Here is a 24,130-nt window from a genome sequence, read left to right on the forward strand (position 1 = left end):
TCGCCGGCGTGTGCGGACGGGTAGATTGAGGGCATGGCTTCCGGTCCCCGCGTCCTCCTCCTCGCCGAGCGCTTTCCCCCTGACATCGGAGGGCTCGCGCGCAGCGGGGCGCGCACCGCGGGCTCGCTCGTGCGGCTGGGCGCACGCGTGGACGTGGTGGCCTGGACCCGCACGGCGCAGCCCGGAGCGCTGGAGACGGTGCCGGACGCGGGGGACGTGTCGCCGTTCGCGAAGGGCGTCACGCTGCACCGGATGGGGTTGTTCGGCAGCGCGGACCTGTCCATGCAGCACACGCTCGATGTGCTCGGCCACCTGCACTCGCGGCGGAGGTATGACCTGGTGTGGGGGCACTACCTGTACCCGCCGGGCTTCCTCGCGGTGGTGTTCGCGCAGAGCGCGGGGCTGCGGTCCATCCTCAGCGCGCGGGGCAATGACGTGGATCAGCTGATGTTCCCGCCGGGGGACTTCGCCCGCCTGCTCTGGACGATTCAGCGGGCGGACGTGCTCACCGCCGCGTCCGCGGACCTGGGCCGGAAGATGGCGATGCTGCTGGGCCGAGACCCGGGGGTGGAGGTCATCCCCAACGCGGTGGACACGGCGCTGTTCTCACCGGGCCCCGCGGACGCGGCCCTGCGCGAGCGGTTGGGCATCCAGCCGGGCGAGGCGGTGCTCGGCTTCTCCGGGGAGCTGCGCCACAAGAAGGGGCTGCCGTTCCTCTTGTCCGCGCTCACGGAGGTGCGGCGCGTGCGGCCCGCGTGCCTGCTGGTGATTGGCGAGGTGCGCGCCCGGGACGCGGAGCACCTGGTGGCCTACCGGGCGGAGCATCCGGAGGACGCGGCGCGCATCATCATCTCCGGCGCGCTGGAGTCCCCGGAGCTCATCGCGGAGCACCTGCGGCTGTGTGACGTGTATCTCCAGCCGTCGTTGTGGGAGGGCATGCCCAACGCGCTGCTGGAGGCGATGGCGTGCGCGCGGCCGGTCATCGCCAGCGACGCGGGCGGCATCCCGGAGGCGGTGGAGTCCGGGGTGAATGGCTTCATCGTGGAGAAGGCGCTGCTCAACCACCTGGGGCAGGCGTGCCTGGACGTGCTGGGCATGCCCGAAGCGAAGCGCGCGGCGCTGGGGACGGCGGCGCGCGCGCGAATCGAGGCAGGCTTTCAGGCGGACGCGGAGGCGGCGGTGTTGTCGCGCGTGCTGACTCGCGCGATGCCCAGGTCGTCCGAGTAGGCGTTCACGAGCGCCTCCTGCGCGCGGCCCCACGGGAAGTCGCGCTCCACGCGGGCTCGGGCGTTGGCGCTCATGGCGGCGACGAGGGCGGGATTGGCGATGAGGTCCTTCACGGCCTCGGCGATGGCCTTGGGCGAGCCGGGGCGGATGCGGTAGGCCTCGGTGGCCTCCGCGAGCGCGCGCACCACGGGCAGGTCGCTGACGACGACGGGCGTGCCGGTGGCCATGGCTTCGATGAGCTTCAGGGGGCAGCAGCCCTGCACGCAGTTGCGGTCGTTCACGGGCAGCGGCACGAGCACGACGTCGCAGGCGTGGTGCAGCCGGGCGAGCTCTTCCTGGGGCAGGGGTTCGAGGATTTCAACGGCGCCCTGGAGCACGAGGTCTCCGCACCGGTCCAGGAGGGCGCGGCGCGCGTGCTTGCGCAGAGGGCCCACGAGAGTGAGGGTCACGGGCAGGTCGCGGCGTAGGATGCGACAGGCCTCGATGGCGTGGTGCACGCCCTGCCACGCGGTCATGGTGCCGCTGTAGAGCAGGCGCAGCGGGCGGGCGGCTTCGGGGGGACGTGGGAGCGCGTAGCGGAACACGTCCAGGTCCACGCCGTTGGGGATGACGCGCAGGCGCTTCGGATCCGCGCCGCGGGAGAGCAGGTGCTCGGCGGTGACGGCGCTGGGCGTGACGAGCAGGTCCGCGGCCTGGAGGCAGGCCTCTTCCTGCGCGAGCAGCTTGCGCATCAGCTCCGCGTCATCGGAGACGTCGGGGTGGTGGTACTTGAGCTCGATGGAGGGCAGGCCGTTGACCTCATAGACGAGCGCGTCAGTGAGGGCGGCCTTGCGCCGGGCGATGGGGTAGCCCTCGAAGATGGAGCGGACGTGGACGACCTTCGCGCGCGGCCGGCCCCGCCACCACGCACCCAGGTGCGAGCGGAACGTCAGCGCCTGGGCGACCAGGTCTTTCCCGCGGGCACCCAGCGGATGGTAGGTGATGTGGGGACCCAGGGCAGGCGGGGGAGCGCCCGACGCGTCGCCGATGGCCACGAGGTCCACCGGGCCGAACGCGGCGCCCAACGCCTCCACGAAGGCGCGGATGTGCACGGCGGCGCCCTTGGGCGCGGGGAAGCGGTCGAAGGACGCGTAGACGATTCCAGAGGAGGCCACGGAAGGGTGCTACCGCGACGGCGGGCCGGCGGCAAACCGGGCGGTCCGGAGTTCGGGCAGGATGGCGCGCATGCTCATGAGCTCCGTGGTGATGGTGGCGCTGTTCACGGCTTCGCCCAAGGCCGCCGACGCGAAGAAGCCCTGATCAGGCCGGCCGCTCCACCTTGCCGTCCGCGTGCCGCGCGAAGCGTCCTTCCTCTCGCGCGTGCACCGGGTCGTGGCTGGGCCAGGGCCAGCCGCCGAAGCCCGTGCGCTGGTAGTCCGCGAAGGCCTGCTGGATCTCCTGCCGCGAATTCATCACGAACGGGCCGTACTGCACGACCGGCTCGCCGATGGGCCGCCCCTGGAGCAGCAGCAGCTCCGCCGTCTCCGGGCCGTTCTCCAGCACCACGTCCACGTCCGCGCGCAGCTCGATGGCGCTGCGCGCCGGCACCGCCCGGCCGCCGACCTTCATCCCTGCGCCCAGGAAGAAGTAGAGCATCCGGTTCGTGCCGCGCTTCGCGGCCGGCAGCGTCCAGCGCGCGCCCGGCTCCATCTTCAGCGTCCAGATGGCCACGTCCGCGTCCGCGTTCGCGGCCCAGGACTTGGGCGGCGACGGAGGCGCCTGGAGGTCGCCCAGGTTGCCCGCCACCACGGTGATGTTCGTGGCGCGGCCCGCGTCGTCCTTCGCCACGTGGCGCGGGATGACGTTGTTCCACAGCATGGAGAAGTGCGCGGGCACCATCTTGTTGGCGCGCGGCAGGTTGAGCCAGATTTGAAACAGCTCGATGTGGTTGCCCTGGTCCTGCTTGAGCAGCGGGAACATCTCCGAGTGGTTGATGCCGCCGCCCGCGGTGAGCCACTGCACGTCGCCCCCGCCGAAGCGCGCCGCCGCGCCCAGCGAGTCCGAGTGGTCCAGCAGCCCGTTGCGCACGATGGTCACCGTCTCGAAGCCCCGGTGCGGGTGCTGCGGGAAGCCCGGCACGACGGTGCCGTGGTACATGTTCCAGCCGTCCCGCCCCGCGAAGTCCTGGCCGATGTCCCGGCCCGCGAGCGACGCCTGCGGCCCCAGCTTCTCGTTGCCCTGGGGGTAGCGGTCGTCATGGTGCACGCAGAAGAGGAACGGATCCGGCGTCCGCCACGGAGTGGGGGACGGCCCGAGCGGATCCACGCGGACCACGGCTTCCGGTTGCTGCGCCTGCTGACTCATCTTCGACTCCTCTGCCTTTCCCGAGCCGCGTGAACACCCCGCGACGGTGGTGACACCCGCCGCCGCGATGAGCTTCAGCGCTGCCCTCCGGCTCACTTCATCCACGGTCCACCTCGCGCTCCATGCCGTTGGGGCCGCCCATCCTACCTAACGCCCTGGCCTTCCCGGCGCTTGGCCTGCCTGCATGGTCGGCGGTTCACCCCTGGTGGGACGGCCCGGAGGCCTCTACGCTCGCGCGCGGGTCCGCCCGATGGGCATCGCAGGGAGTCCACCGCCTTGGCGGTCAACGTCAGCCGCTTCCACGAACTCTTCCGTTACCAGTCCCGCGCGCCGGTGCCGGACCTGCTCGAGGACATGGAGGTCCTGTCCCAACTGGACGCCCGCGCGGAAGGGCAGCGGCGCGCGCTGGAGTGGTCCGGGTGGTTCACCGTGATTCCGGGCGCGGTCATGGCCGTCCTGTCCTACGGCGTGTGGGTGGGCAACGCGGAGGCGGACACCCGGCTCTCCGAGGCGGCCGAGCAGCTCCTGGCGGTCACGGGCTCGGTGGGAGGTCTGCTGCTCGTCGCGGGCCTCTGCCTGTTCCTGGCGCGCGCCGCGCTCAAGAAGCGTGACCTGGACAACCGGCGCTACGGCCTGGCCCAGGTGCTGCTCCAGCGTCTGGAGATGGACCTGGCCCCGGACGCGCCGGTGCGGCTCAAACTGGACCTGCGTCCGCCGGACGTGCTCGACAAGCGCGTGAATCAGGACATGGTGGGCTGGTGGAACACGGACTTCTTCGTCGACCCGTGGTTCACGCTGGAGACCCGGTTGGCGGACGGCGCCTTCGTGCGGATCCGCATGGTGGATCAGCTCCAGAAGCGCGAGCGCTCCAAGACGAGCGCCAGCGGCAAGACGAAGACGAAGACCAAGCGCAAGGGCTTCGCCCGGCTGGAGGTGTCCGTGCGCGTGAAGCCGGAGCGCTACCCCGGCCTGGAGCGGCTCAAGGTCCGCGCCACCGCCGCCACGCGCCTGCCCCGGAAGGTCGAACTGGAGCGGGTGCGCGTCGCCGCGGGCCGGCTGTCCCTGCGCGCCCGGCTGTCCGACGAATGGGTGGCGCGGCCGGGGCGCGAGACGGGAGACCCGGAGGCCCCCGCCTTCTGGAAGCAGGCGTTGGAGAAGGACGACGCGTCCCGCACCGCGACGATGATGCTCCTGAGCATCTACCAGGTGCTGGGCTACACCCGCCGGCGCGCGAAGCCGCAGGCCGCGCGCGGACGCCGCGAGTCGGTTTGACCTGTCGGGGAGCGCCTCCTACGCTCCCCAGCCCGTCTCCGCTGAACAAGGCCCTCCACCGTGGCGCTCGACACCTCCGCATTCAAGAAGACGTATGTCTATGAAACCCGCGCTCCGGTGCCGGAGGTGCTGGCGGACCTGAAGGCGCTGGCGGGGTTGGACTCGCGGGCGGAGAAGACACGGACCCTGGTGGGGATCGGCTCCTGGGTCTTCGTGTGTCTCAGCATCTCGTTCACTGTCTTGACGCAGTGGCTGCTGGCCGCCGCGTTCTTCGCGACGAGCATCGCCCTCTGCATCCGCTGGATGCGCTCGAAGCACACGGACCTGGACAACCGGCGCTACGGGCTGGTGTCCACGCTGCTCCAGCGGTTCCAGGTGGACCTGGACGCGAACGCGCCGGTGGACGTGAAGCTGGACCTGGCGCCGGAGGATGAGGCGCGCAAGAGCGTGGGCAAGCTCAAGCGGGGGCGGTGGGACTGCGAGGACTTCACCGACGCGTGGCTGTCCCTGCACGGCCGCTTCGCGGATGGCACGCACCTGCACCTGTCCGTCGTGGAGCACGTCCAGAAGCGCAAGCGCTACGGCCGCGGCAGCAGCGGCAAGACGAAGCTCAAGACCAAGCGCAAGGGCAAGACGCTGCTCCAGGTGGGGCTGCGCGTGAAGCCGGAGCGCTTCCCCGGACTGGCGGAGCAGCGCGCGAACGCGAAGCAGGCCGTGCGGCTGCCCCCGGAGGTCGTGCTGTCTCGGCTGGACGTGGCCCAGGACCGCGTGGCGATGCGCGCCCTGCTGGGGCGGGACGGGCGGGACTGGGTGGTGCGAAGGACGAAGCCCGCCTCTCCCAGCGAGCTCATCGTCCGCCCGCCGGATGACGCCTCGCGCGTCGTGACGATGATGCTCTTGAGCCTCTACCAGGTGCTCAACCACTCCAGCTCCCAGGGTCAGCCCGGGAAGATGAGGTCCACGCCGTGAAGCTTCGTGTCCTGTTTCTCGTGGGTCTGGGAGTGCTCGGAGCCTCGGCGTGCCAGCAGGGCGGTGCCCCCGCCTCCAGCGCGCAGCCCACCCAGGCGATCCCCGCCAACGCCGCCGCTTCCGCCGCCGAGCCGCAGGAGGCGGGCGCCAAGCTCAAGTTCAAGGATGGCGACGACCGCGAGCGCTTCTCGCTCAAGTCCAAGGACGACGGCGCGAAGCTCGTCGACGGCGCGGACAAGGAGGTCGCCCGCTACAAGTGGAAGGGCGGCGAGCTCAAGGTGTCCGGTCCGGACGACGCGGTGTTGGCCTACGTCACGGGCGGCCCGGACGCGTTCCAGGTGAAGGACGCCGCGCGCTCGGCGGTGCGCTACACGCTGACGCGCGAGGGCTCCGGGTGGGTGCTCACGGATGACCAGGGCATGCTGCTCTACAGCGTGACCGCCGACGGCGGCGGCGCGTCCGTGAAGGGCGCTTCCGGCGCGGAGGCGATCCACGTGAAGGTGCGCGACGGCAAGCTGTCCCTGCGCGACCCGTCCGGCAAGACGGTGCTCGCCACCAAGCAGCCGGTGTCACCGGAGGCCGCCGCGTGCCTGGGATTCGACTCGCTGGACCTGCCCCTGCGCGTGGCCTTGCTCTTCCGCATCCAGAACCCCGCGTCGCCCTGAGCCTTCCAAGCCATGTCCCCTTCCTTCGCTTCCGCAGAGCAGTGCCTGGAGACCTCCGGCTTCCTCTTCTCCCACCCGTGTGAGCGGGGGGCGACCACGCAGTGCATGCGCTGTCAGAAGCCCATCTGTCTGATGCACATGCGCACCCTCGACGGCGGGGAGGCGGTCTGCGTGGCGTGCGCGCGCGCCGCCGACAACGGCGACGAGAACCGCGACCCGTCCGACACCTCCCGCGACGACGACCCCAGCTACTACTACGAGGACTACGGCTACTACGGCCGCGACGCGTGGCGCGGCTCCGGCTCGTCGTCCTCGGGCAGCGACCCCAACGACTTCACCGAGGCCGACGGCGAGAGCGTCCGGCGCGAGGACGACGCCTCCTTCGAGGAGGACATGGGCGGGAGCTGAGCATGGCCGCGCGACATCAGCACTGGCGCCTCTATGCGCTCGGCGGAGGTCTGGGGCACCTGACGCGCGCCGCGGCCCTGGCCCGTGTGGCCGTGGCCCGTGGGCACCAGGTGGATATCCTCACCAACAGCCCGTTCGCCCCGGGCCTGCCCCTGGAGTCGTGGCTGGGCCCCGGCGCCACCGTGCACCGCGTGGACTCGCGGCTGGACAAGGCCGCCACCGTGGCGGCGGTGGGCGCGTGGCTCGCGGAGTCCACGCCGGACGTGCTGGTGGTGGATACGTTTCCCCGGGGACTGGCCGGGGAGCTGGTCGCGCTGCTGCCCACGGTGCGCGCGCCGCGCGTGCTGGTGCACCGCGACCTGAACCCCGTCTACGTGGAGGGCTTCGACGTGGCCAGCGCCGTGGACGCGTTCGACCTGCTCGTCGTGCCCGGTGAGGACGCGCCCTTCGCGCACCACCCGCGCGCGGTGCGGACGGCGCCGTGGCTGCTGTTGGACGCGGACGCGCTGCTGTCTCGCGAGGAGGCCCGGCGGCGGCTGGGCCTGGATGACGGGGACTCTCGGCCCGTGGTCGCGGTGATGGGCTGTGGCCGCCCGGAGGAGGTGGCGGAGGCCGGGGAGACCGTGAGCCGGCTGCGTGCGTTGCTGGCCGGACAGGCGGCGGTGATGTGGCTCGTCCCCACGGACCACGCGTCCGGGCTGACGGTCTGGCCGGCGCTCGCGGTGATGCGGGGCGTGGACGTGCTGGTGGGGGCGGGCGGCTACAACACCGTGCAGGAGGCCCGGGCCACCGGGACTCCGCTGGTGGCCTGGGCCTGGCCCCGGCTCTATGACCGGCAGGCCCTGCGACTGACGGAGGCGGAGCGGGTGGGGGACGTGGTGGAGCTGGAGGCGAAGGTCGCGTCCCTGCTCCTGCAGCCGGGGAGGTACGACGCGCGCCCCTCGGCCTGGCTCAACGGCGTCCACGCGGCGGTGGAGGCCATCGAGCGCGTCGCGCGTTAGTGCTTGAAGCCCTGGTGGCCGGCGGCCGGCTCGATGCCGTGGGCCATGACGAAGTGGTACATCACCTGAGGGTCTTCCTTGGGGCCGCCCATCAGCTCCACCAGGAAGTGGCCCGCCTGCGGATCCGCGTCCGGATCCGGGGAGATGGAGACCTCGGAGACCTCGCGGCCCACCATCACCATCTCGCCCACCAGGGACTTGCCCTTGATGAGCTGGAGGACGTGCTGGCGCTCCTCTTCCATCAGCATCCAGTGGAAGTCGTCATGGTCGAACAGCGTCATGTCGGGGGAGCCACACCGCAGGATGCAGTTGGTGTGCTCCTGGAGCCAGCGCCAGAAGGCATCGAAGTTCAGGGTGCGGGCCGGTGGGGCGAGCAGATCCATCGGGTGACCTCTTCAAGCAGGGCGGGCGCCCGGAGTCCGGGGGAGGGCGCATCGAGCCGCGTGTCCGTGCTGACTAACATGGCCGGGCCTCGGGAGGCCGGCTCCTTTTGGGGGCCCTGTCCGGGGGCGACCTGCCAGCATCCCGTGCGCGAATCCACGATATCGGACGCTTGTTGCTTTCCTTGGGAAGAGGTCGGCGACCACCTGGGTTGGCGCGGCCCGGAGGGAGGATGCGCGACCATGACGAAGCGGGACTCCGGCCGGCGGTTCGCACGGAGGCTGCGATGAGCCTGCGCGCCTTCTTTTCCACCGTGGTGGGTGGGTTGGTCCTGCTCACCGTGGTGTCCGCTACCCTGCTCGTGGTGCTGACGACCACGCTGGAGCGCATGGCTTCCACGCTGAGTGAATCCGTGGAAGGCGTCCGGCAGGCCGAGGAGCTGGAGGTGGACCTGCTCGTCCACTCGCGCCTGCTGACGTCGCCGGGTTCTCCCATGGTGGCGGACCCGTCGCGCGGGCGCTCGCCACCCCAGCTGGAGGCCGACCTGCGCCGCCAGCTGCTGGAGATGCACGCCATCGCGTCCACCCAGGAGGAGCGCCAGACGGTGGCGGAGGTGCAGCAGCAGGTCTTCGCCTACCTGGCCGCGCAGCATGCGCCGCTCGGTCCGGGGATGACCCAGGCCCAGCACGACACGTCGGCGATGTCCTCGCTGGACGCGGCGCTGCGCTCGCTGGAGCGCCTCATCGAGATCAACGTGGACCAGGCGCAGACGGCCCGGCAGAGCGCGGCGCGCTGGAGCGAGACGGCCGACGTGCTGGGGCTGGTGCTGGGCCTGCTGCTCCTGGCGACGCTGGGCCTGGTGGTCTTCTGGCTGAGGCGCTTCGCGCTGCGCCCGGTGACGGAGCTGCGCAGCGCGATGGCCGGCTTCGGACGGGGCGGGCGGCACCTGCGCGCGCCCGAGGAGGGCCCGTTGGAGATCCGCGACATGGCCCACACCTTCAACGAGATGGCGGACAGCCTGACCCACCAGCAGGAGCAGCAGCTGGCGTTCCTGGCGGGCGTGGCGCACGACCTGCGCAACCCCCTGTCCGCGCTGAAGCTGTCCACCGCGCTGACGAACCGCGGGGAGGTCACCCCGGAGCGGATGCAGCGCACGCTGTCGCTGGTGCGAAGGCAGGTGGCGCGCCTGGACCGGATGGTGGGGGACCTCCTGGACGCGACCCGCATCGAGGCCGGCAAGCTGGAGCTCCAGCCGGAGGTGCGCGACACGCGCGAGCTGGCGCGCTCCGTGGTGGAGCTGTACCAGTCCAGCGAATCCGGGCACACGCTGGAGCTGGTGGTGCCGGACGCCGCGGTGCTGGTGCGCGCGGACCCCTCCCGGTTGGAGCAGGTGCTGAACAACCTGGTGAGCAACGCGCTCAAGTATTCCCCCTCTGGCAGCCGCGTGGAGGTGTCCGTGCGCTGCGACGGCGAGCACGTGGTGCTGGCCGTGGCGGACCAGGGCATCGGCATGTCGCTGGAGGAGCTCCAGGGGCTCTTCATCCCGTTCCAGCGCGCGGGCAACGCGAAGCAGCGCGCACCGGGCGTGGGGCTGGGACTGTCGGTGTCGCGGCGGATCATCGAGGCGCACGGCGGCCGCATCGAGGTGGAGAGCCAGCCCGGCCAGGGCTCCGTGTTCCGCGTCCACCTGGCCCGGGTGTCCGCCGGCCCGCCGAGGCCGCCCGCGCCCTCCGACGAGGAGGCGCCCGCCAAGGAGGATTCTGGCGAGGACTCCGGCGCGGTGCACTGAAGGCCGGGGAAACCGTTGCCTGAAGCGGGCCCGGTTGAAGCGGAGGGATGCGCTCCGGCGGGGCAGGGCGTACCTTGCGGCCCCATGTCAGGAGCCGTCTGGATGATGAAGCGTTCCCACCGGGCCGTGCCGCTGGCCGCCGCCCTGCTGGTGCTGGGAGGGTGCGCGGGGCGCACGCAGACCGAGCCCCCCGTGTCCCCCACCGAGCCCGTGAGGGAGGCGCCGTCCTCCGTCGTCCAGTCGCAGGAGGGGGGCTTCAGCGTGACGTTCCCCGGCCCCGTCACCGAGGAGCGGCGCGTGCAGCCCACGGACGTGGGCGAGGTGACGCTGCACACGTTCATCGCCGCGCGCACGCAGGAGGACACCGCCTACTACGTCTCCTATACGGACTTCCCGCTCGCGGCGGTGGCGCAGGTGAGCCCGCGCGACGTGGTGGACCGGGCCAGCCAGGGCGCGCTGGAGGCCCTGGGGGCGACGGCCATCACCGCGAAGACGCTGGAGATGGAGGGCGGCTTCCCGGGCCAGGAGGTGGGGGGACTGTCCGGTCCGCGCCGCCTCCGGGGTCGCTTCTTCATGGTGGGCCCGCGCCTGTACCAGCAGCTCCTGCTGCACCCGGAGGGACGCGCGCCCCAGGACGCGGACCGCTTCTTCGACTCGTTCCGCCTGGACCCGGCCGTGGTGGGCAAGTTGGGGCAGCGGACGACCGGCGGCTGAAGGCCTCTCTTTCAGTGCAGCGGGTGCACGAAGCGGCGCACTCCGGCGAGCAGGGCCTCGCGGTCGAAGGGCTTGGAGAGCACCTCGCGGATGGCGGGGTGGCGCTCCTCGCCGGAGCTGATGGCCATGACGGGGAGGTCCGCGAAGCGGGGCACTCGGTGCAGCGTGTCCAGGAGCCGCCAGCTGTCCTTGCGCGGCGTCCACATGTCCACCAGCACCAGCGCGGGGCACGGGTGTGCTTCCAGCCACGCGAGGGCCTCGTCACCGTTCCCCGCGGCGGCGACGGTGTGCCCTTCGGCGAAGAGGATCTCCACGAGCGCGTCGCGCAGGTCTCTGTCGTCCTCGACGAGGAGGAGGGTGGGTGGCGCACGGCTCATGGGGTCCCGACGCATAGGGCAAACGCTCCTGGAGTGACAGGGAACATCTGCCGGGTGCGACCGGCAGCGGGTTACGTGCTTCAGCGCTCGTCGAACATGGCCTGGAGCACGCGCCAGGCGAGCTTCAGCTCGGAGCCGGAGCGGCACGCGAGGAAGTCGCAGATCTCCGCCACGCCGTCGGCGCGCTCCAGGTCGAAGGAGTGGAAGAGCGTCTTGAGGGACACGTCCAGCCCCACGGACAACTTGCCCAGCGTGTCGAGCGACGGAGAGAACGCACCGCGCTCGATGCGGCGGATGGCATCCACCGACAGGTCACTGCGTTCGGCGAGCGATTCCTGCGTGAGCGAGCGGCTGTTGCGCATGAGGCGCACGTGCTCGCCAAATCGCCGGTGGAGCTTTGTCCACGTTGTGAGCCGGTTCTTCGCCATATTCGCGGCGGATAATTTGGGGGCGCGCCGCGCCATGTGAAGGGAACATGTTCGCGGCCGGACCCTGCATTCGCGTGGGCGTACGGGAAACCGGTTCTTCCCCGAGGAAGCCCGGGCCGGACGTGCGGTCCAGGACGGATGAGATGTCCGGGATGCCACGCCGGGGCGGCTCGCGAGGCGGCCGAGCGTGGGGTCCAGAACATGCGTGTCCCCAGGCTTTCGTCTACGCTCACGGGCCACATGACGGTTCTCGATGTCTCGCGCGGGCTCCGGCGGGCGGGGTTGCTCGCTGTCCTGGCGGGGGCGCTGCTCCCCGGGTGCGAGTCCCGCACACCTCCTCACCGTTTCCCCCTGACGACGACTCCCGCGAAGGACTCCGTGCCGCCGCCGGAGCCGGAGGCCGCGCAGCCCGCATCCGTGGAGGCGCAACCTTCCGCGCATCCCGAGTCCGCGGTGACAGGCGAGGGTTCTTCCCAGGTGGTGCCCGCTTCCGCGAACCTGCCCGCGCAGGCGCCAGCCAAGGCGCGGCCGACGGCGCGCTCCGCGTTCCGCGCGCTGCCGCCCACCACCGAGCGCGCCGGACACCTGCATGCGCTGGCCACGCGGCTTCAGGCTCCGGGCGGCACGTTGGAGGACCCCTGTCTGGAGCCGGGTGACACCGGCTGCGCGCGCTCCGCGCTGACGCCGTTCTTCACCGCGTTGGATGGGCTCGTGCAGACGCCGGGGACGACGCCCACGGTCATCGCCGCGTTCGGTAATTCGCTCATCGCGGGGGACCGCATCGTGGACGTGGTCCGCGAGGAATTCGCCGCGGGCTTCGGCGGCGCGGGCCGGGGCGTGCTGCTGGTGGACCGCATGGCTCCCTACGGCGGACGAGGGCGAACGGCCGCCGTGAGCAACGGCTGGGAGCCGCGCACGCTGGGCGAGCTGAAGGCGCCGCCGCACCCGTTTGGCATCACCGGCGTGTACCACCTGGCCACCGAGAACCGCGCCCGAGGCCGCTTCAAGCTGGAAGGCGAGCCGCGCGGGACGCTGTGGTGGAAGGACGTGAAGGGCGCGGGCCGCCTCGTCGTGTCCGTGGACGGCGCGGTGCTGACGCGCACGGAGCCCCAGGAGGACGGGGCCAGCCGCACCACGTCCTTCGACCTGCCCGCGGGCGCGAAGTGGCTGGACGTCACCGCGGAAGGCAAGGGCGCCGTCGTGCAGGGTGTGGTGCTCCAGAAGGATGCGTCCGGCATCGTGCTGGACATGTTGGGCGTGCCGTCAGCGGATGCGACGTTGTATGGCCGGCTGGAGGAGGACGCGCTGAAGGCGCAGCTTTCGCAGCGCGACCCGAAGCTGCTGCTCTTCTTCCTGGGTGGCAATGAGTCCAAGCGCCTGGAGTGGAAGCGCACGGACCTGCCCACCGTGCGCCAGGACCTGACCGCGCTGCTGCGCCGCACCCGGGCCGCCGCGCCGGGCAGTGCGTGCCTGGTGGTGGGCCCCATGGACGCGGTGCAGGACGGACACGCGAAGGGCAAGCCGCTGACGCAGCGGCCGTTCCTGGAGGCCGCCATAAAGGCCGAGCGCGAGGTGGCGCTCGCCGAGGGCTGCGGCTTCTTCAACCTCTACACGGCGATGGGCGGCGCGGGTTCGCTCGCGCGGTTCAACCAGGCGGGGTTCATGCACGAGGACCTGGTGCATCCGCGCGGTCATGGCCTGGACATGCTGGGGCAGTTGGTCTCGGACGCGCTGCTCGCGGGCTGGGTGAACGAGGGCGCGGTGCCGGCACCGGCGCTCACGACCTCGCGTGAAGAGGCATCGGACACCGGTGCGAGCAGCCAGACCGCGGAGGCGGTGCCATGAAGCGGCTCTTCGTCGCGCTGTGTTTGTTGGTGGAGGCAGGGCCCGCGTTCGCGCAGGCGTCCGCCGAGAAGCCCGCGTCCGTGGCGCAGGTGCCCGCGCCCGCGCCGTCCGGGTCTGGTGAGAGGCCCGCGTCTCCGCCGGAGTCCAGCGCGAAGGTCGCGCCGGAGCCGGACGCGAAGGCCTCCGAGTTCTCGCCGGAGGTGCAGCGCGCGCTGGATGCGCTGGTGCGCGCGGACCTGAAGCAGGGTCCCACCGCGGGCCTGTCCGTGGGCGTGATGCGGGGTGGCCAGCGGTGGATGAACGGCTACGGCTACCGCGACATGGCGAAGAAGCTGCCGGCCACGGTGCGCACCACGTACCGCATGGCGTCCATCACCAAGTCCTTCACGGCGGTGGCCGTGATGCAGCTGGCGCAGGCGGGCAAGCTGGACCTGGACGCGGACATCCACACGCTGGTGCCCGAGTACCCGGTGAAGCAGTGGCCGGTGACGGTGCGGCAGCTGCTGGGCCACCTGGGCGGCGTGCCCACCTACGACAGCCCGAGCGCCGGCAACAACACGAAGCCGGTGACGACGAAGGAGGCCATCGGGCTGTTCGCGGACCGGCCGCTCGTGTCGGAGCCGGGCACGCGCTACCTGTACACGACGTGGGGCTTCAACCTGCTGGGCGCTGCGGTGGAGACGGCCTCTGGCCAGCCCTACCGCGAGTACCTGCGCGACCACGTCTTCGGCCCCGCGAACATGAGCCACGCGGACGTGGATGACATCAGCACGCGCGACGCGCAGCAGGCGGTGGGCTACCGCGTCTCGGGCGCAGCGCTGAAGCCTTCGCGCTTCCTGGACGTCACCAGCCGCTTCGGTGGCGGCGGCACGCGCGCGACGGTGGAGGACCTGCTGGGCTTCGCTCGCGCGGTGCTGGACCACAAGCTGGTGACGCGCGAGACGATGGGCCGCATGCAGGCGACGATGGTGACGCGCGACGGGCACATCACCGACTACGGCATGGGCTTCGCGACCTATCCGCTGCGGGGCCACTACATCGTCGCGCACGCGGGCGGGCAGCCGGAGACGACGACGCTGCTGGTGCTGCTGCCGGCGGAGGATACGGCCATCGCGCTCGCCACCAACGTGGAGGACGAGGCGAAGCGGCTGCGCCGGCTGTCCATCCGGTTGATGGAGACGGTGCTGGACGAGGGCGCGCCGGGCCGGGGCGGCCACTTCACGGACCCCGTGGACGCGGTGGTCTACGAGGGCATGGGGCGGCTGGCGAGCTACGGGCTCGCGTACCATGACTGGGCCACGCGCGGGCCGGGCACGCTGCCACCGGAGACGGACCTGGCGGCGGCGTTCGCGAAGGTGTCCTCGCTCTTCGAACGGGGCGCGATTGCCCGGGACGGCCGGGGCGCGATGGAGCGGATCCGCGGCGCGCACGAGCCGCGCGCCGAGTCGCTCTTCATCCGAGTGGGCGCGCACATGGCGGCCACGGTGGAGCGGGCGATGGGCGCGGAGCGGCTGCGCTCGTATCGGACCCAGGGGGCGGCGGGCTTCTTCGCGGACTACCTGGCGGCGTGCGAGACGCAGAAGTGTCCGGAGATGGAGCGCTTCAGTTCGTCCGTGCGGAGCGACGTGGCGCGCTTCGTCGCGGGGTGGAAGCGCGCGGAGGTGCCGGCGTTGAAGCGCTCGCGCCTGGAGGCGATGAAGGATCCGGAGCGGCTGTGGCCGTCGCTGAAGGAGGCGGCGGTGCGCGCCCCCGCGGTGCGGCCCGACTACACGGATGAGCTGCTGACGCTGGCGGACCGCGCGAAGCGGAAGCCGGTGGACCGGATGCGCTGGTTGGAGCGCGCGACTGAGCTGCAACCGGAGTCGATGGACGCGCACCTGGCGGAGGCGGTGGGGTTGCTGGAGGCGGACCGGGAGCAGGAGGCGATTCCCCACGTGCGTGAGGCGTTCGAGACGCCGGAGGGGTCGCTGGTGCTGTCGCCCTCGGGCTTCCTGAAGCGGCTGCTGGACACGCGGTCGCCGAAGGTGGCGAGGGGCCTGTTGCGAGCGGCGGTGACGCTGCATCCGGACTCGCCGGAGCTGTGGGATGCGCTGGCGAAGCGCGAGCGGGTCCTGGGCGACGCGGGCGCGGCGAAGGCGGCGCTGGCCCAGGCGAAGCGAGCCCGGCAGGTCCGGGCCGCGCAGGAGGCCCGCGCTCCGAAGTCGCAGGGCGTCGTGGCTCCGGCGGGGAGCGCGCCATCGCAGGACAAGGCTGGGAGCACGTCCCCCACGGTGCCGGTGGATCCGGAGTCCTCGCCGGAGCCGTAGCGCCCGCGAACCGGGCAGCCCGGGAAGGCACGACTCCCAAGCCTCCGGACCTGGATGCTGTCCCCAGGGCTGAGAAGGCGAGAACCCTGGGGGCACCTCCCCGGCGGCGGGCCGAGGAAACCTGTCCGACAGTCGGACAGCTTTTGGAGCCGTGTGGCCCGGGAGCCCTCCCCGGCGGCGGGCCGCGAAACCTGTCCGACAGTCGGACAGCTTTTGGAGCCGTGTGGCCCGGGAGCCCTCCCCGGCGGCGGGCCGCGAAACCTGTCCGACAGTCGGACAACTTTTGAAACCGCGTGGCCTGGGGGCCTCCGCGCCAGACCGGGCCGCGAAACCTGTCCGACAGTCGGACAGCTTTTGGAGCCGCGTGGCCCAACAGCCTCCGCGCCAAATCGGGCCGAGGAAACCTGTCCGACAGTCGGACAGCTTTTGGACGGCCGCGGCCCGGGGGCCCGCTCCATCGGCTGCGTGCGTGACGGGACCCGGGCCGTGCGAGGATGCTCGGCGATGACGCCTTCCTGTCCCTCCTGTCAGGCCCCCTTCACCCCCGGCGCTGAAACGTGCGCGCGGTGCGGGGCCTCGCTACTTGTGGCCCCGGCTCCCGGCGGCGCCGACCCTGTCTGCGCAGTGCACCCCGAGTGGCTCGGCGTGGCCACCTGCCCACGCTGTGGCGCGTTCGCCTGTGCCCGCTGCCTGCGCCAGGGACCGGAGGGCACCGTCTGCGCCACCTGCCTCGAACGTGAACCCCTGGGCCATCTGCCCTGGGACCAGCGCGCGGAGCTGGGGACGCTCAAGGCGTTCTGGCGGACGTGCTTCGGCATGTTGATGCGGCCCACGGAGACCCTTCGGGGCGTCAACCCCGACGCGCCCGTGAGCAGCTCCATGACCTTCGTGATGCTGTCGGCGATCGCCGGCTTCCTGTCGACGGGCATCGTCTACACCGCGCTCATCGGCATCATCCTGGGGTTCGTCCCCGAGACGGAGAAGAGCGGCGCGGATCCGAAGGACTTGAAGCTGTGGATGACGGTGGTCATGGCGGCCTGGACCGTGCTCATGCCCGTGTTCAGCACCGGCATGACCCTGGCGAACGCGGGCCTGGACCACCTCATCCTCCGCATGGGCGGCGTGGAGCGCGGCTTCTCCGTGACCATGCGCGCGCACGCCATCTCCCAGGCGCCGTACATCGTCGGCGTGATTCCCTTCGTCGCCGTGTACGCCGCGCCCTTCTGGGCCATGGGCCTGCGCGCCTTCACCTACCGCACGCTGCACCGCACCAGCTGGGGCACGGCGCTCGCGGGCGCGCTCCTGGTGCCCGTGCTCTCCTGCTGCCTCTGCGGCGGCGTCTACGGCGCCATCATGTTCGCGGCCCTCAAGAGCACGGGCCAGTTCTGAGGCGCGGCTCGCGCGACTACCGCTGCCCGGTCGCCGCCGTGGCTCCGTGCGGAACCAGCGAGCTCGGCTCCGGCCAGAAGCGCGCGCTCCGGATGCCGTCGAAGGACGCCGCCAGGCGCCGCGAGCCCAGGTCGTAGACCCGCGCCTGCGTCTCGCCCGCGAGCATCAGCAGGTCCCCGCGCGCCATCGCCCGCACGGGGCTCCGGGCGTGCAGGGCGAGTCCCTCGGGTTCGCCCAGGTGGCCGTCCTCCGCCTCCCAGCGCACCGGCATCATCAGCGCGGTCTGCTCGCCCGCGGTCTGCCACGCGAACAGCGGGCCGCCGCGCGACTCCACGCGCGCCCAGCCGCCGAACACGTCGTGCCCCCGGTCGGGCACCACCGCGTCGAGCCGGACCGCGTCCTGACTGCCCTCGTCCAATCCCTGCGCCACCAGCGCGTCCAGGTCCCCGGCCACCGTGGAGGACACCAGCATCTCCGTGGTGGCGAGCGCGAACACCGCGTCCGCGTCACCTCGCGTGGCCACCGTCTCGATGCGCTTCCACGCCCCCGCATCCAGCCGGTACGCGTGCGCGAGCCCCGCGCCCTCGTCCAGCTCCGGGATGGGGATGCGCCGGCCCTCGAAGAGGAAGACGTCGTCGCGCCGCACCAGCTCGCCCGTGTGCGCGGTCAACGCCACCAGCCGCCCCACCGAGTCGAACCCCACCGCGCCCGTCAGCCCCTCCTCCGGCAGCAGCTGCGCCGAGCCCTGTCCGGACGTCAGGTCCACCGTCCACACGCGCCCGGGCCCGCGCGCGCTGCCGGCCGGGTCGCGCACCGCCGCGTGCTTGCCGTCCGGGCTCCACGCGAGCTGCAACCCGTCACACGCCGCGTCCACCGTGACGAGCGCCCTGCGTCTGCCGTCTGACTCCAGCCGCAGCCAGGTACAGCCCGACGGCGCCGCGTCCTGGAGCACCGACAGCGAGAACGGCGCCACCTTCACCGGCGGCGCGGCCACCGGCACGGCGGCGGGCACGGCCGGGGAGGCCTCCGGGGGCTTCTGGCAGGCGCTGAAGAGGAGCAGGGCGCTGAAGAGGCTCGAGGTGCGGACCATGTTGAAGTTCTCCCGGAAAAAGATGGCGTCCACGGAATATGTCAGAGCCGGGGAGCGTGCGGAAGACGCTCAAGCGCACATCCGGAGAGCCATTGCGCCAGGAGGGTTTGGCGAGACCTCGTGGCCGCTAGACCGTCTGGGTGGGGCGTTGGGGCGCGATGTCTGGGGTTGACGTGTCTGGATATGGCGGAGGGGTGATAGTTGCCGCGTGGAAGTAATTGGGATGGTGTCTGTTTTTTGTTGGGCACTGAGTCCATGAGTGGATAGTCTGGCAATGGCGTTGGAGCGCGGTTTGGAGAGGACTTCCGCCAAGAAGCACAACGCGTCATGCGGGCCGAGGGGGAATGGACACCGGGCTGCGCTCCGTGCCAGGGCGAATGCTCACGCGCATTGCGTGTGAATGGAAAGAAAATCATGAAATGTGGTTGGGGGATGAAGTGGGTGGCGGCAGCCGGAGGGCTGGTGCTGTCTGGAATGGGGTGTGGTCAAAGCGAGGCCCCCCTTGAGGCTCCACGTGCAGCGACGTCAAGTCAGTCCATCGTTACTGCTCGGGGAAGTTGGATCGACGGCAAGAACTATCGATTCACGGTTATTGCCAAATCAGGGGCGGATGACCTGACAGAAATTCATCCAGCGGTGGGGCTCAACGAACGAGGCCAGGTGGCCTTCGTTGGAAAGCGCGGCTCCGGTGCGGAGCATCTCTACATCGGGGCCGCGAACCAGTCGCTCGTGAACCTCAGCCCGGCATATACGTCGAGCCGCCGGATTGGCTCCGGCGTGCAGATCAGCAACACGCCGACGGTCGTGGCGCTCGATACGGACACCTCCGGGGGAAGCTTCATCCGGACGTGGACGCCCACGGCGATTGGTGTGAACACGATCATCGCCAAGGGAGGAACGACGAAGTTCGACAAGGTGACTGCCTGGCCCGCAATCAATGACGCGGATCAGGTGGCCTTCACCGCCTACAAGGGCGCGTCCTACCTGCTCGCGACGCCCACGCCCGGGACGTCGAACTACTACACCACCGCATTCACCTCGGTCCTGAAGGCGCCAGCGATGAGCGGCCAGGATGGGGACACGACGTATTCCATCGCCCAGGTGGATGGTGTGCCGGGACCCATCAGGGTCTATTCTGAAACGCTGACGTCCCTGGGGAGCCTCATGCAGAGCGGGGAGTTCTCCGAGGTCGGTCGGTGGCCGGGAATCAGCAGGGACGGAAGCATCGTCGTCTTCTACGGCACCCTGACGGCTACCGGGTCCGCCAACCATGACATCCCGAACCATGGGCCGGGAATCTTCGCCACTTACATGGACGGCGGCGTCCGGAAGGTCATCCGGGTCGCCGGACGCGACGTGCAGGATCTGTCGGCGCCTGTTTCCGCGACAACGGGCAACCTGGATGGTGTCTGTGACTCCGGAGAGACGTGCGTCCCGGGCGAGCTGGGTTTCGGTCCTGCGGGAGAGCCTTATTCCTTCTCTGAATTCTTCTCCAACTCACGCGTGTCCATCGCGCATCAGTCTCTTGGGGCCACGGGGTTGGAGGATGACTCGTTCGTGGTGGCGTTCGATGCGAGTGCCGACACCAATCATCCGCTGGGTGAGTTCAAGACCGGGCGGGGCATCTGGACCCTCCAGGTGGACCTGAAGCGGCAGGGCGGCGTCCTCATCGAAAAAACCCACCGCCCCATGGTCGTCATCCAGTTCCTCGACAAGCTGGGTGACTTCACGGTGGGAGAGATCTCGACGGATCCAGCCTCACCCTCGCTGGACGGTGCCTATCCACAGGTCGCCCTGGCGAGGTTCAATCCGGACAAGAGTCCCCGTACGCAAGGCCGGGGCGACCATCGGGTGGCGTTCTACGTCAAGAACCTGGTGGGAAATGCCACCATGGTCGTGGTGGCCGAGCGTCTGGACGCTGACGAGGATGGCCTGCCGGACCACTGGGAGCAGAAGTCCACGGCGAGCATCAAGCACGGCATCGACTTCGATCAGGATGGCACCATCGACCTGGAACTGGCGAAGCTTTATGGCGTGAAGCCGAAGCAGAAGGACCTGTTGGTGGAATACGACTTCATGGTTGGCTCGGGGCACTCCCATGAGCCGGATTCGAAGCGCCTGGCGCAGATCCAGACCGAGTTCGCGCGCCGGGGTTACTTCCTCCACCTGCTCAAGGGCGATGCGCTGCCAGAAGTGACGCCCATCACATTCACTCGCCAGCCTCCCCGCGCGGGGATGACGCCCAACGGCAGTTTCTACGCCCTGAAGTACGGGTCACCCATCGACCTGTGCGCCGTGGGTGACCTGGGCGCGAACGCAGACCGGGCGAAGGCCAACTGCCTGGACGAGCGCCGTGCCAGGAACCTTGCCTTTCGCTACGCCATCTTCGGACACCAGAACGCGACGGCAGTGGCTTCCGGTGTAGCGGAGACAGGGGGAAACGACTTCCTCGTGGCTCCTTATGAGTACGATCTGCTGGACCCCAGCAAGGCCCAGAAAACGGAACGCGCCGGAGGTGACCCCGCGCGGTGCCAGCCCGGTGAAGGTCCGCTTGAGTGTGGGTACCGCGAAATCCACGCGTCGGTCTTCATGCACGAGCTGGGGCATTCACTGGGGCTGCTGCATGGCGGCGGGCAGTTCATCAACTGCAAACCCAACTACCCCAGCATCATGTCGTACAGCCTCGCCCTGCCGACCCTCAATCCCCAGAGGCCTCGTTCCTTCTCTTCCGTGGAGATGGATCCGCTCGACAAGGGGGCCTTGGATGAAGCCGTGGGCCTGCCAAAGTTCCCATTGTTGGGGCCCGTGGGACGCCCCCAGGATGGGCATGGTCGTATCGTGTTTGGCGATGGTGGAGGCGCCGTCTTCGAATCCGTCACGGCGGTACCCATTGATTGGGATGCGGACCTCAATCCAACGGCGGGTACGTTCCCACAGGACGTGACCTTCGTCATTCCGGTGTGCCCCGCCAACCAGCTCCCGAACCTCCTCCAGGGCCATGACGATTGGGCCAACCTGAAGCTGGCGTTCCGTGACCATCAGGATTCGAACGTTTCCTATGCCGGAGTTCCGCTTCACGAGGATTTTCCGGTCGAATCCCATATCGCGTCCCTGGCGGGCATTGATACGGACCATGACGGTGTCCCGAACCTTACGGACAACTGCGTAGCGGTCGCCAACCCGGGACAGGCGGATGGCAATGGCAATGGCATTGGCGATGCGTGTGAGGTCTCCGGCACCGTCGATGTGGCGCTCACCGTGACCGCGAGTCCCTCCCCTGTGCTGGTGGGCACTCCCGTCGTATACACGTTCGGGTTGTCCCAAGCCGGCAGCCGGGCCGAGCCAGAGGTGGTCCTGACAGCGGATCTGCCCGAGGAGGCTGAGTACGTGTCGGTGACGTCCTCCCAGGGCCAATGCACCCACTTCGAGGAGACGCTGGTTTGCACGCTGGGTGCCATGGCCCCCAGCGCTTCGGCGAGCGTGGGCGTCACGCTGAGGCCACGGGTTCCGGGCTCCTTCTCCTATGAGGCTCGGGTGACCACGAGCCTTCTGGAGACGAGCGAAAGCAACAACGAGGCCTCGGCGGAAGTGGAGGCGCTCTGCGAATCGGATGCGCAGCTTTGTGCCCGGTTGATGAAGACATGCGGAGCGGTGAGCGCCACCGACAACTGCGGCGTCGTCCGGAGCGTCGCGAGCTGCGGAACCTGCTCCACGGGGCAGAGCTGCACCAGCAGCAACGTGTGCGAGTAGTGAGCTGAATGGCGCCGTGGGGCCGGCCTGTTCCTGGAGGCCCCCGGCGCTGTCAGCGCAACCATCCAATGTAGGAGGAGCTGGACGGCCCAGGCCACGGCGTTGAAGGGGCCAGGGGCGTACTTCTCGCGAGGAGTTGCTCCATCGGAAGGTCGCTCTCCAGGTCGTCCCGTTGCACGACGTGGAGCCGCTGGAGCCAGCCCTCACCACAGAAGCCAGGCTGGGAGTCGTCCCGGCCCACGAGGATGTTCACCAGGGCCTGGGTGTCGTCAGGCGAGAAGGCCAGGACCGTGAAGGGGGTTGCATCCTGGCGTACCCGCGAATGCGTGCGCGCATGCGGATCCCATCGATACAGGCGCTGCGGTGGGGGCGTCACTCCCGCGCACTCCGTCGTCGGTGGCTCGGGTGTCACCTCGGTGAAGAGTCCCCCCGGGCGCTGGTTGTACCAGTTGAACCTTCCCGTGAAGGCTCCCAATGACGCCTCGGGGGTGAAGGCATCATCCAGGGTGTGCAGGGATGCCTTTCTTCCCTGGGGAGTGGAGGTCGTGACGAAGGCATGGCCGCCGTCAGGCGAAACGGCAGGCCCTTCCGCCGGGTGTGTCCGCACGCGGCCCGTGGATACGTCAAGGACCCCCAGGCGCTGCGCCCCGGTGGCTCCGCACTGAAGGGTGAACACACATTCGTTCCGGGAAGAGGACCAGACCCACAGCTGGGGCTTTCCCTGAATGGGACCGAGCGGGACTTCCGTCACCCTGCCTGACTCGACCTCCACCTTGTAAAGCTTCAGGAGTTCGCAGTCAGGATTGGGGAGCTCCAGTGCATAGGCCAGATGCTTTCCGTCAGAGGACCAGATGAACGAACTGGCCCGGGTTCCTTTCGGTAGAGAGGGCAGGTCACGCAGGTCCACGAGGATGCGTCGGCCCGTCCCATCCGCCTTGACCACGAGCAGCACGTTCCATGATTGCGAGGGTGAGACGCTCGCTCCGTCCGAAGCGGCGGGATGGCGCTCCGCATAGGCCACGCAGGTCCCATCCGGCGAGATGCAGGCCCCGTTGAGGGGGCCTTCCACCTGGGGACGGTTCCAGCCCGCGAGCCGACCGCTGTCCGTGAGCGCGGTGTGCCGTAGCCCATCCAGGGATTGAATCCACAAGTCGCGCCGCGGGCCCGGACGCTCCTGCTTGAAGTACAGCAACCCACGCCAGCCGGGGGCAGGAACTCGGAGCGGCTCCGCCCGGGCTCCCGTCGCTCCCTCCCGCGAGCAGCCAGCGATGGCGAGGGCTCCCATCCCTCCCAGCAAGGCACGCCGTCCCATCAGGGGCCGTGACGAAGGCAAGAGGAAGGGGGGCGGTGGGCTCATGGACGAACCATAGCGATGAGGGAGCGAGACCTGAATTGCCATGCCACCGCATGCGGCCGAGACCAGCACGCCTGCAATCCTCCAATGCCAAGGACACCGGCACGGCGGACTATCAGCTCATCCTCGACCCGGAGACGTGCAACCGGGGGGCTACAGCGTCATGTACGCGCGGGCCGCCGGCACGGAGTAGAACTTCCCCTCCGGCAGGACGTACGCGGTGAGCTTGCCGCCGTAGACGCAGCCGGAGTCCAGGCCCACCGCGAAGGGGTGCCTCTGCAGGCCTCGCATGGCGTCGTGGCCGAAGATGACCAGCTCCGGGCCCTGCCACAGGCTGCCCCACGGCTCGCCCGCCTCCAGGCGCTTCGACGGCGTCCCATCCGCCGCGATGCTGCGCAGGTTGAAGAGGAACTCCTCCTTCTGCTCCTCGAGCGGTACCCCCGGCACCAGCCCCGCGTGCACCGCCAGCGCGTTCAGGTCCGGGAAGCGCAAGTAGGAGGGCAGCCTCTCCATCCAGGCCCAGTCCGCGGCGCTCAGCGTGTCCAGCACATGCCGGTGCTCCGGCTTGAGCTTCTTGCCCTTGGACGCATGGCCCCCGTGCCAGCGCAGCACGTGCGCGTCGTGATTGCCCTTCACCGCGTGGAAGCCGTGCTCGCGCGCCCGCCGCACCACGCCCGCGGAGTCCGGCCCCTTCGCCACCAGGTCGCCCACCAGCACCACCCGGTCGCCGGGCTGCCAGTCACACGCCTTCAGGAGCGCATCCAGCTCACTGGAACAGCCGTGCACATCTCCGATGAAGAGCGTTCGCATCCTCCCCTCTCT

20 protein-coding genes are annotated in these 24,130 nt (G+C 70.1%); 12 read left to right on the plus strand and 8 right to left on the minus strand.

Annotation, left to right across the window (positions count from 1 at the left end; all coding sequences use genetic code 11):
• Window positions 1-33 precede the first annotated feature (33 nt).
• Window positions 34-1,227 (plus strand): glycosyltransferase, encoded by a 1,194-nt coding sequence (locus D7X99_RS06720; RefSeq protein ID WP_121777007.1) that lies wholly within the window; start codon window positions 34-36, stop codon window positions 1,225-1,227.
• Here the strand turns inward: D7X99_RS06720 and D7X99_RS06725 are convergent.
• Window positions 1,158-2,381: a glycosyltransferase family 4 protein gene (locus tag D7X99_RS06725; protein WP_121777008.1), complete on the minus strand. Its 1,224-nt coding sequence runs from the start codon at window positions 2,379-2,381 to the stop codon at window positions 1,158-1,160. The genes D7X99_RS06720 and D7X99_RS06725 overlap by 70 nt on opposite strands.
• A 145-nt stretch (window positions 2,382-2,526) precedes the next feature.
• Complete coding sequence (locus tag D7X99_RS06730; RefSeq protein WP_121777009.1) at window positions 2,527-3,570, minus strand: pirin family protein; 1,044 nt, start codon at window positions 3,568-3,570, stop codon at window positions 2,527-2,529.
• A 276-nt stretch (window positions 3,571-3,846) separates the two neighbouring features.
• Between D7X99_RS06730 and D7X99_RS06735 the strand changes: the two genes are divergently transcribed.
• Genes D7X99_RS06735 through D7X99_RS06755 form a run of 5 tightly spaced genes read left to right on the plus strand, consistent with a single transcriptional unit; the run spans window position 3,847 to window position 7,885 of the window.
• Complete coding sequence (locus D7X99_RS06735) at window positions 3,847-4,842, plus strand: hypothetical protein (RefSeq protein WP_121777010.1); 996 nt, start codon at window positions 3,847-3,849, stop codon at window positions 4,840-4,842.
• Window positions 4,843-4,902: 60 nt separating this feature from the next.
• The gene (locus tag D7X99_RS06740) at window positions 4,903-5,811 is read left to right on the plus strand and encodes a hypothetical protein (RefSeq protein WP_121777011.1); all 909 of its coding nucleotides are present in this window, start codon (window positions 4,903-4,905) and stop codon (window positions 5,809-5,811) included.
• Entirely contained in the window at window positions 5,808-6,476 is a 669-nt protein-coding gene (locus D7X99_RS06745; RefSeq protein WP_121777012.1) for a hypothetical protein, read from the plus strand. Before D7X99_RS06740 ends, D7X99_RS06745 begins: the two co-directional genes overlap by 4 nt.
• Before the next feature lie 12 nt (window positions 6,477-6,488).
• Window positions 6,489-6,884 (plus strand): hypothetical protein, encoded by a 396-nt coding sequence (locus D7X99_RS06750; protein ID WP_120578997.1) that lies wholly within the window; start codon window positions 6,489-6,491, stop codon window positions 6,882-6,884.
• A 2-nt stretch (window positions 6,885-6,886) separates the two neighbouring features.
• Entirely contained in the window at window positions 6,887-7,885 is a 999-nt protein-coding gene (locus tag D7X99_RS06755) for a hypothetical protein (RefSeq protein ID WP_121777013.1), read from the plus strand.
• Here D7X99_RS06755 and D7X99_RS06760 read toward each other — a convergent pair.
• Complete coding sequence (locus D7X99_RS06760; RefSeq protein ID WP_120566907.1) at window positions 7,882-8,268, minus strand: serine/threonine protein kinase; 387 nt, start codon at window positions 8,266-8,268, stop codon at window positions 7,882-7,884. The genes D7X99_RS06755 and D7X99_RS06760 overlap by 4 nt on opposite strands.
• Window positions 8,269-8,552: 284 nt before the next feature.
• Between D7X99_RS06760 and D7X99_RS06765 the strand changes: the two genes are divergently transcribed.
• On the plus strand, window positions 8,553-10,055 hold the full coding sequence (locus tag D7X99_RS06765; RefSeq protein ID WP_121777014.1) for a HAMP domain-containing sensor histidine kinase: 1,503 nt from the start codon (window positions 8,553-8,555) through the stop codon (window positions 10,053-10,055).
• Between the two features lie 102 nt (window positions 10,056-10,157).
• Window positions 10,158-10,769: a hypothetical protein gene (locus D7X99_RS06770; protein ID WP_233613151.1), complete on the plus strand. Its 612-nt coding sequence runs from the start codon at window positions 10,158-10,160 to the stop codon at window positions 10,767-10,769.
• Between the two features lie 11 nt (window positions 10,770-10,780).
• Here the strand turns inward: D7X99_RS06770 and D7X99_RS06775 are convergent, their stop codons facing one another.
• Both D7X99_RS06775 and D7X99_RS06780 read right to left on the minus strand, forming a co-directional pair.
• Window positions 10,781-11,146, minus strand: a complete 366-nt coding sequence (locus tag D7X99_RS06775) for a response regulator (RefSeq protein WP_158626937.1) — start codon at window positions 11,144-11,146, stop codon at window positions 10,781-10,783.
• Window positions 11,147-11,226: 80 nt separating this feature from the next.
• A complete protein-coding gene (locus D7X99_RS06780; RefSeq protein ID WP_169825170.1) occupies window positions 11,227-11,610 on the minus strand; it encodes a helix-turn-helix transcriptional regulator in 384 nt (127 codons plus the stop codon).
• A 204-nt stretch (window positions 11,611-11,814) separates the two neighbouring features.
• Between D7X99_RS06780 and D7X99_RS06785 the strand changes: the two genes are divergently transcribed.
• The 3 genes from D7X99_RS06785 (at window position 11,815) to D7X99_RS06795 (ending at window position 17,114) form a co-directional block, all read left to right on the plus strand.
• A complete protein-coding gene (locus D7X99_RS06785; RefSeq protein WP_121777017.1) occupies window positions 11,815-13,419 on the plus strand; it encodes a GDSL-type esterase/lipase family protein in 1,605 nt (534 codons plus the stop codon).
• A complete protein-coding gene (locus tag D7X99_RS06790; RefSeq protein WP_121777018.1) occupies window positions 13,416-15,725 on the plus strand; it encodes a serine hydrolase domain-containing protein in 2,310 nt (769 codons plus the stop codon). The genes D7X99_RS06785 and D7X99_RS06790 overlap by 4 nt, the downstream gene beginning before the upstream one ends.
• A 645-nt stretch (window positions 15,726-16,370) precedes the next feature.
• Entirely contained in the window at window positions 16,371-17,114 is a 744-nt protein-coding gene (locus tag D7X99_RS06795) for a YIP1 family protein (protein ID WP_147476041.1), read from the plus strand.
• 16 nt (window positions 17,115-17,130) lie between these two features.
• On the opposite strand, the gene D7X99_RS06800 is transcribed toward D7X99_RS06795, so the two are convergent.
• A complete protein-coding gene (locus tag D7X99_RS06800; RefSeq protein ID WP_147476042.1) occupies window positions 17,131-18,204 on the minus strand; it encodes a hypothetical protein in 1,074 nt (357 codons plus the stop codon).
• Between the two features lie 432 nt (window positions 18,205-18,636).
• Here D7X99_RS06800 and D7X99_RS06805 point away from each other — a divergent pair, with 432 nt between their 5' ends.
• Window positions 18,637-21,954 (plus strand): DUF11 domain-containing protein, encoded by a 3,318-nt coding sequence (locus tag D7X99_RS06805; protein WP_147476043.1) that lies wholly within the window; start codon window positions 18,637-18,639, stop codon window positions 21,952-21,954.
• A gap of 52 nt (window positions 21,955-22,006) precedes the next feature.
• Here D7X99_RS06805 and D7X99_RS42230 read toward each other — a convergent pair whose 3' ends face one another.
• Together D7X99_RS42230 and D7X99_RS06815 are read right to left on the minus strand one after the other, a co-directional pair.
• A complete protein-coding gene (locus tag D7X99_RS42230; protein WP_147476044.1) occupies window positions 22,007-22,429 on the minus strand; it encodes a hypothetical protein in 423 nt (140 codons plus the stop codon).
• 1,032 nt (window positions 22,430-23,461) lie between these two features.
• Window positions 23,462-24,118, minus strand: a complete 657-nt coding sequence (locus D7X99_RS06815; protein ID WP_121777023.1) for a metallophosphoesterase — start codon at window positions 24,116-24,118, stop codon at window positions 23,462-23,464.
• Window positions 24,119-24,130 lie beyond the last annotated feature (12 nt).

The organism is Corallococcus sp. AB032C, from assembly GCF_003668935.1.
In the GTDB taxonomy this organism is placed as follows: Bacteria; Myxococcota; Myxococcia; order Myxococcales; family Myxococcaceae; genus Corallococcus; species Corallococcus exiguus.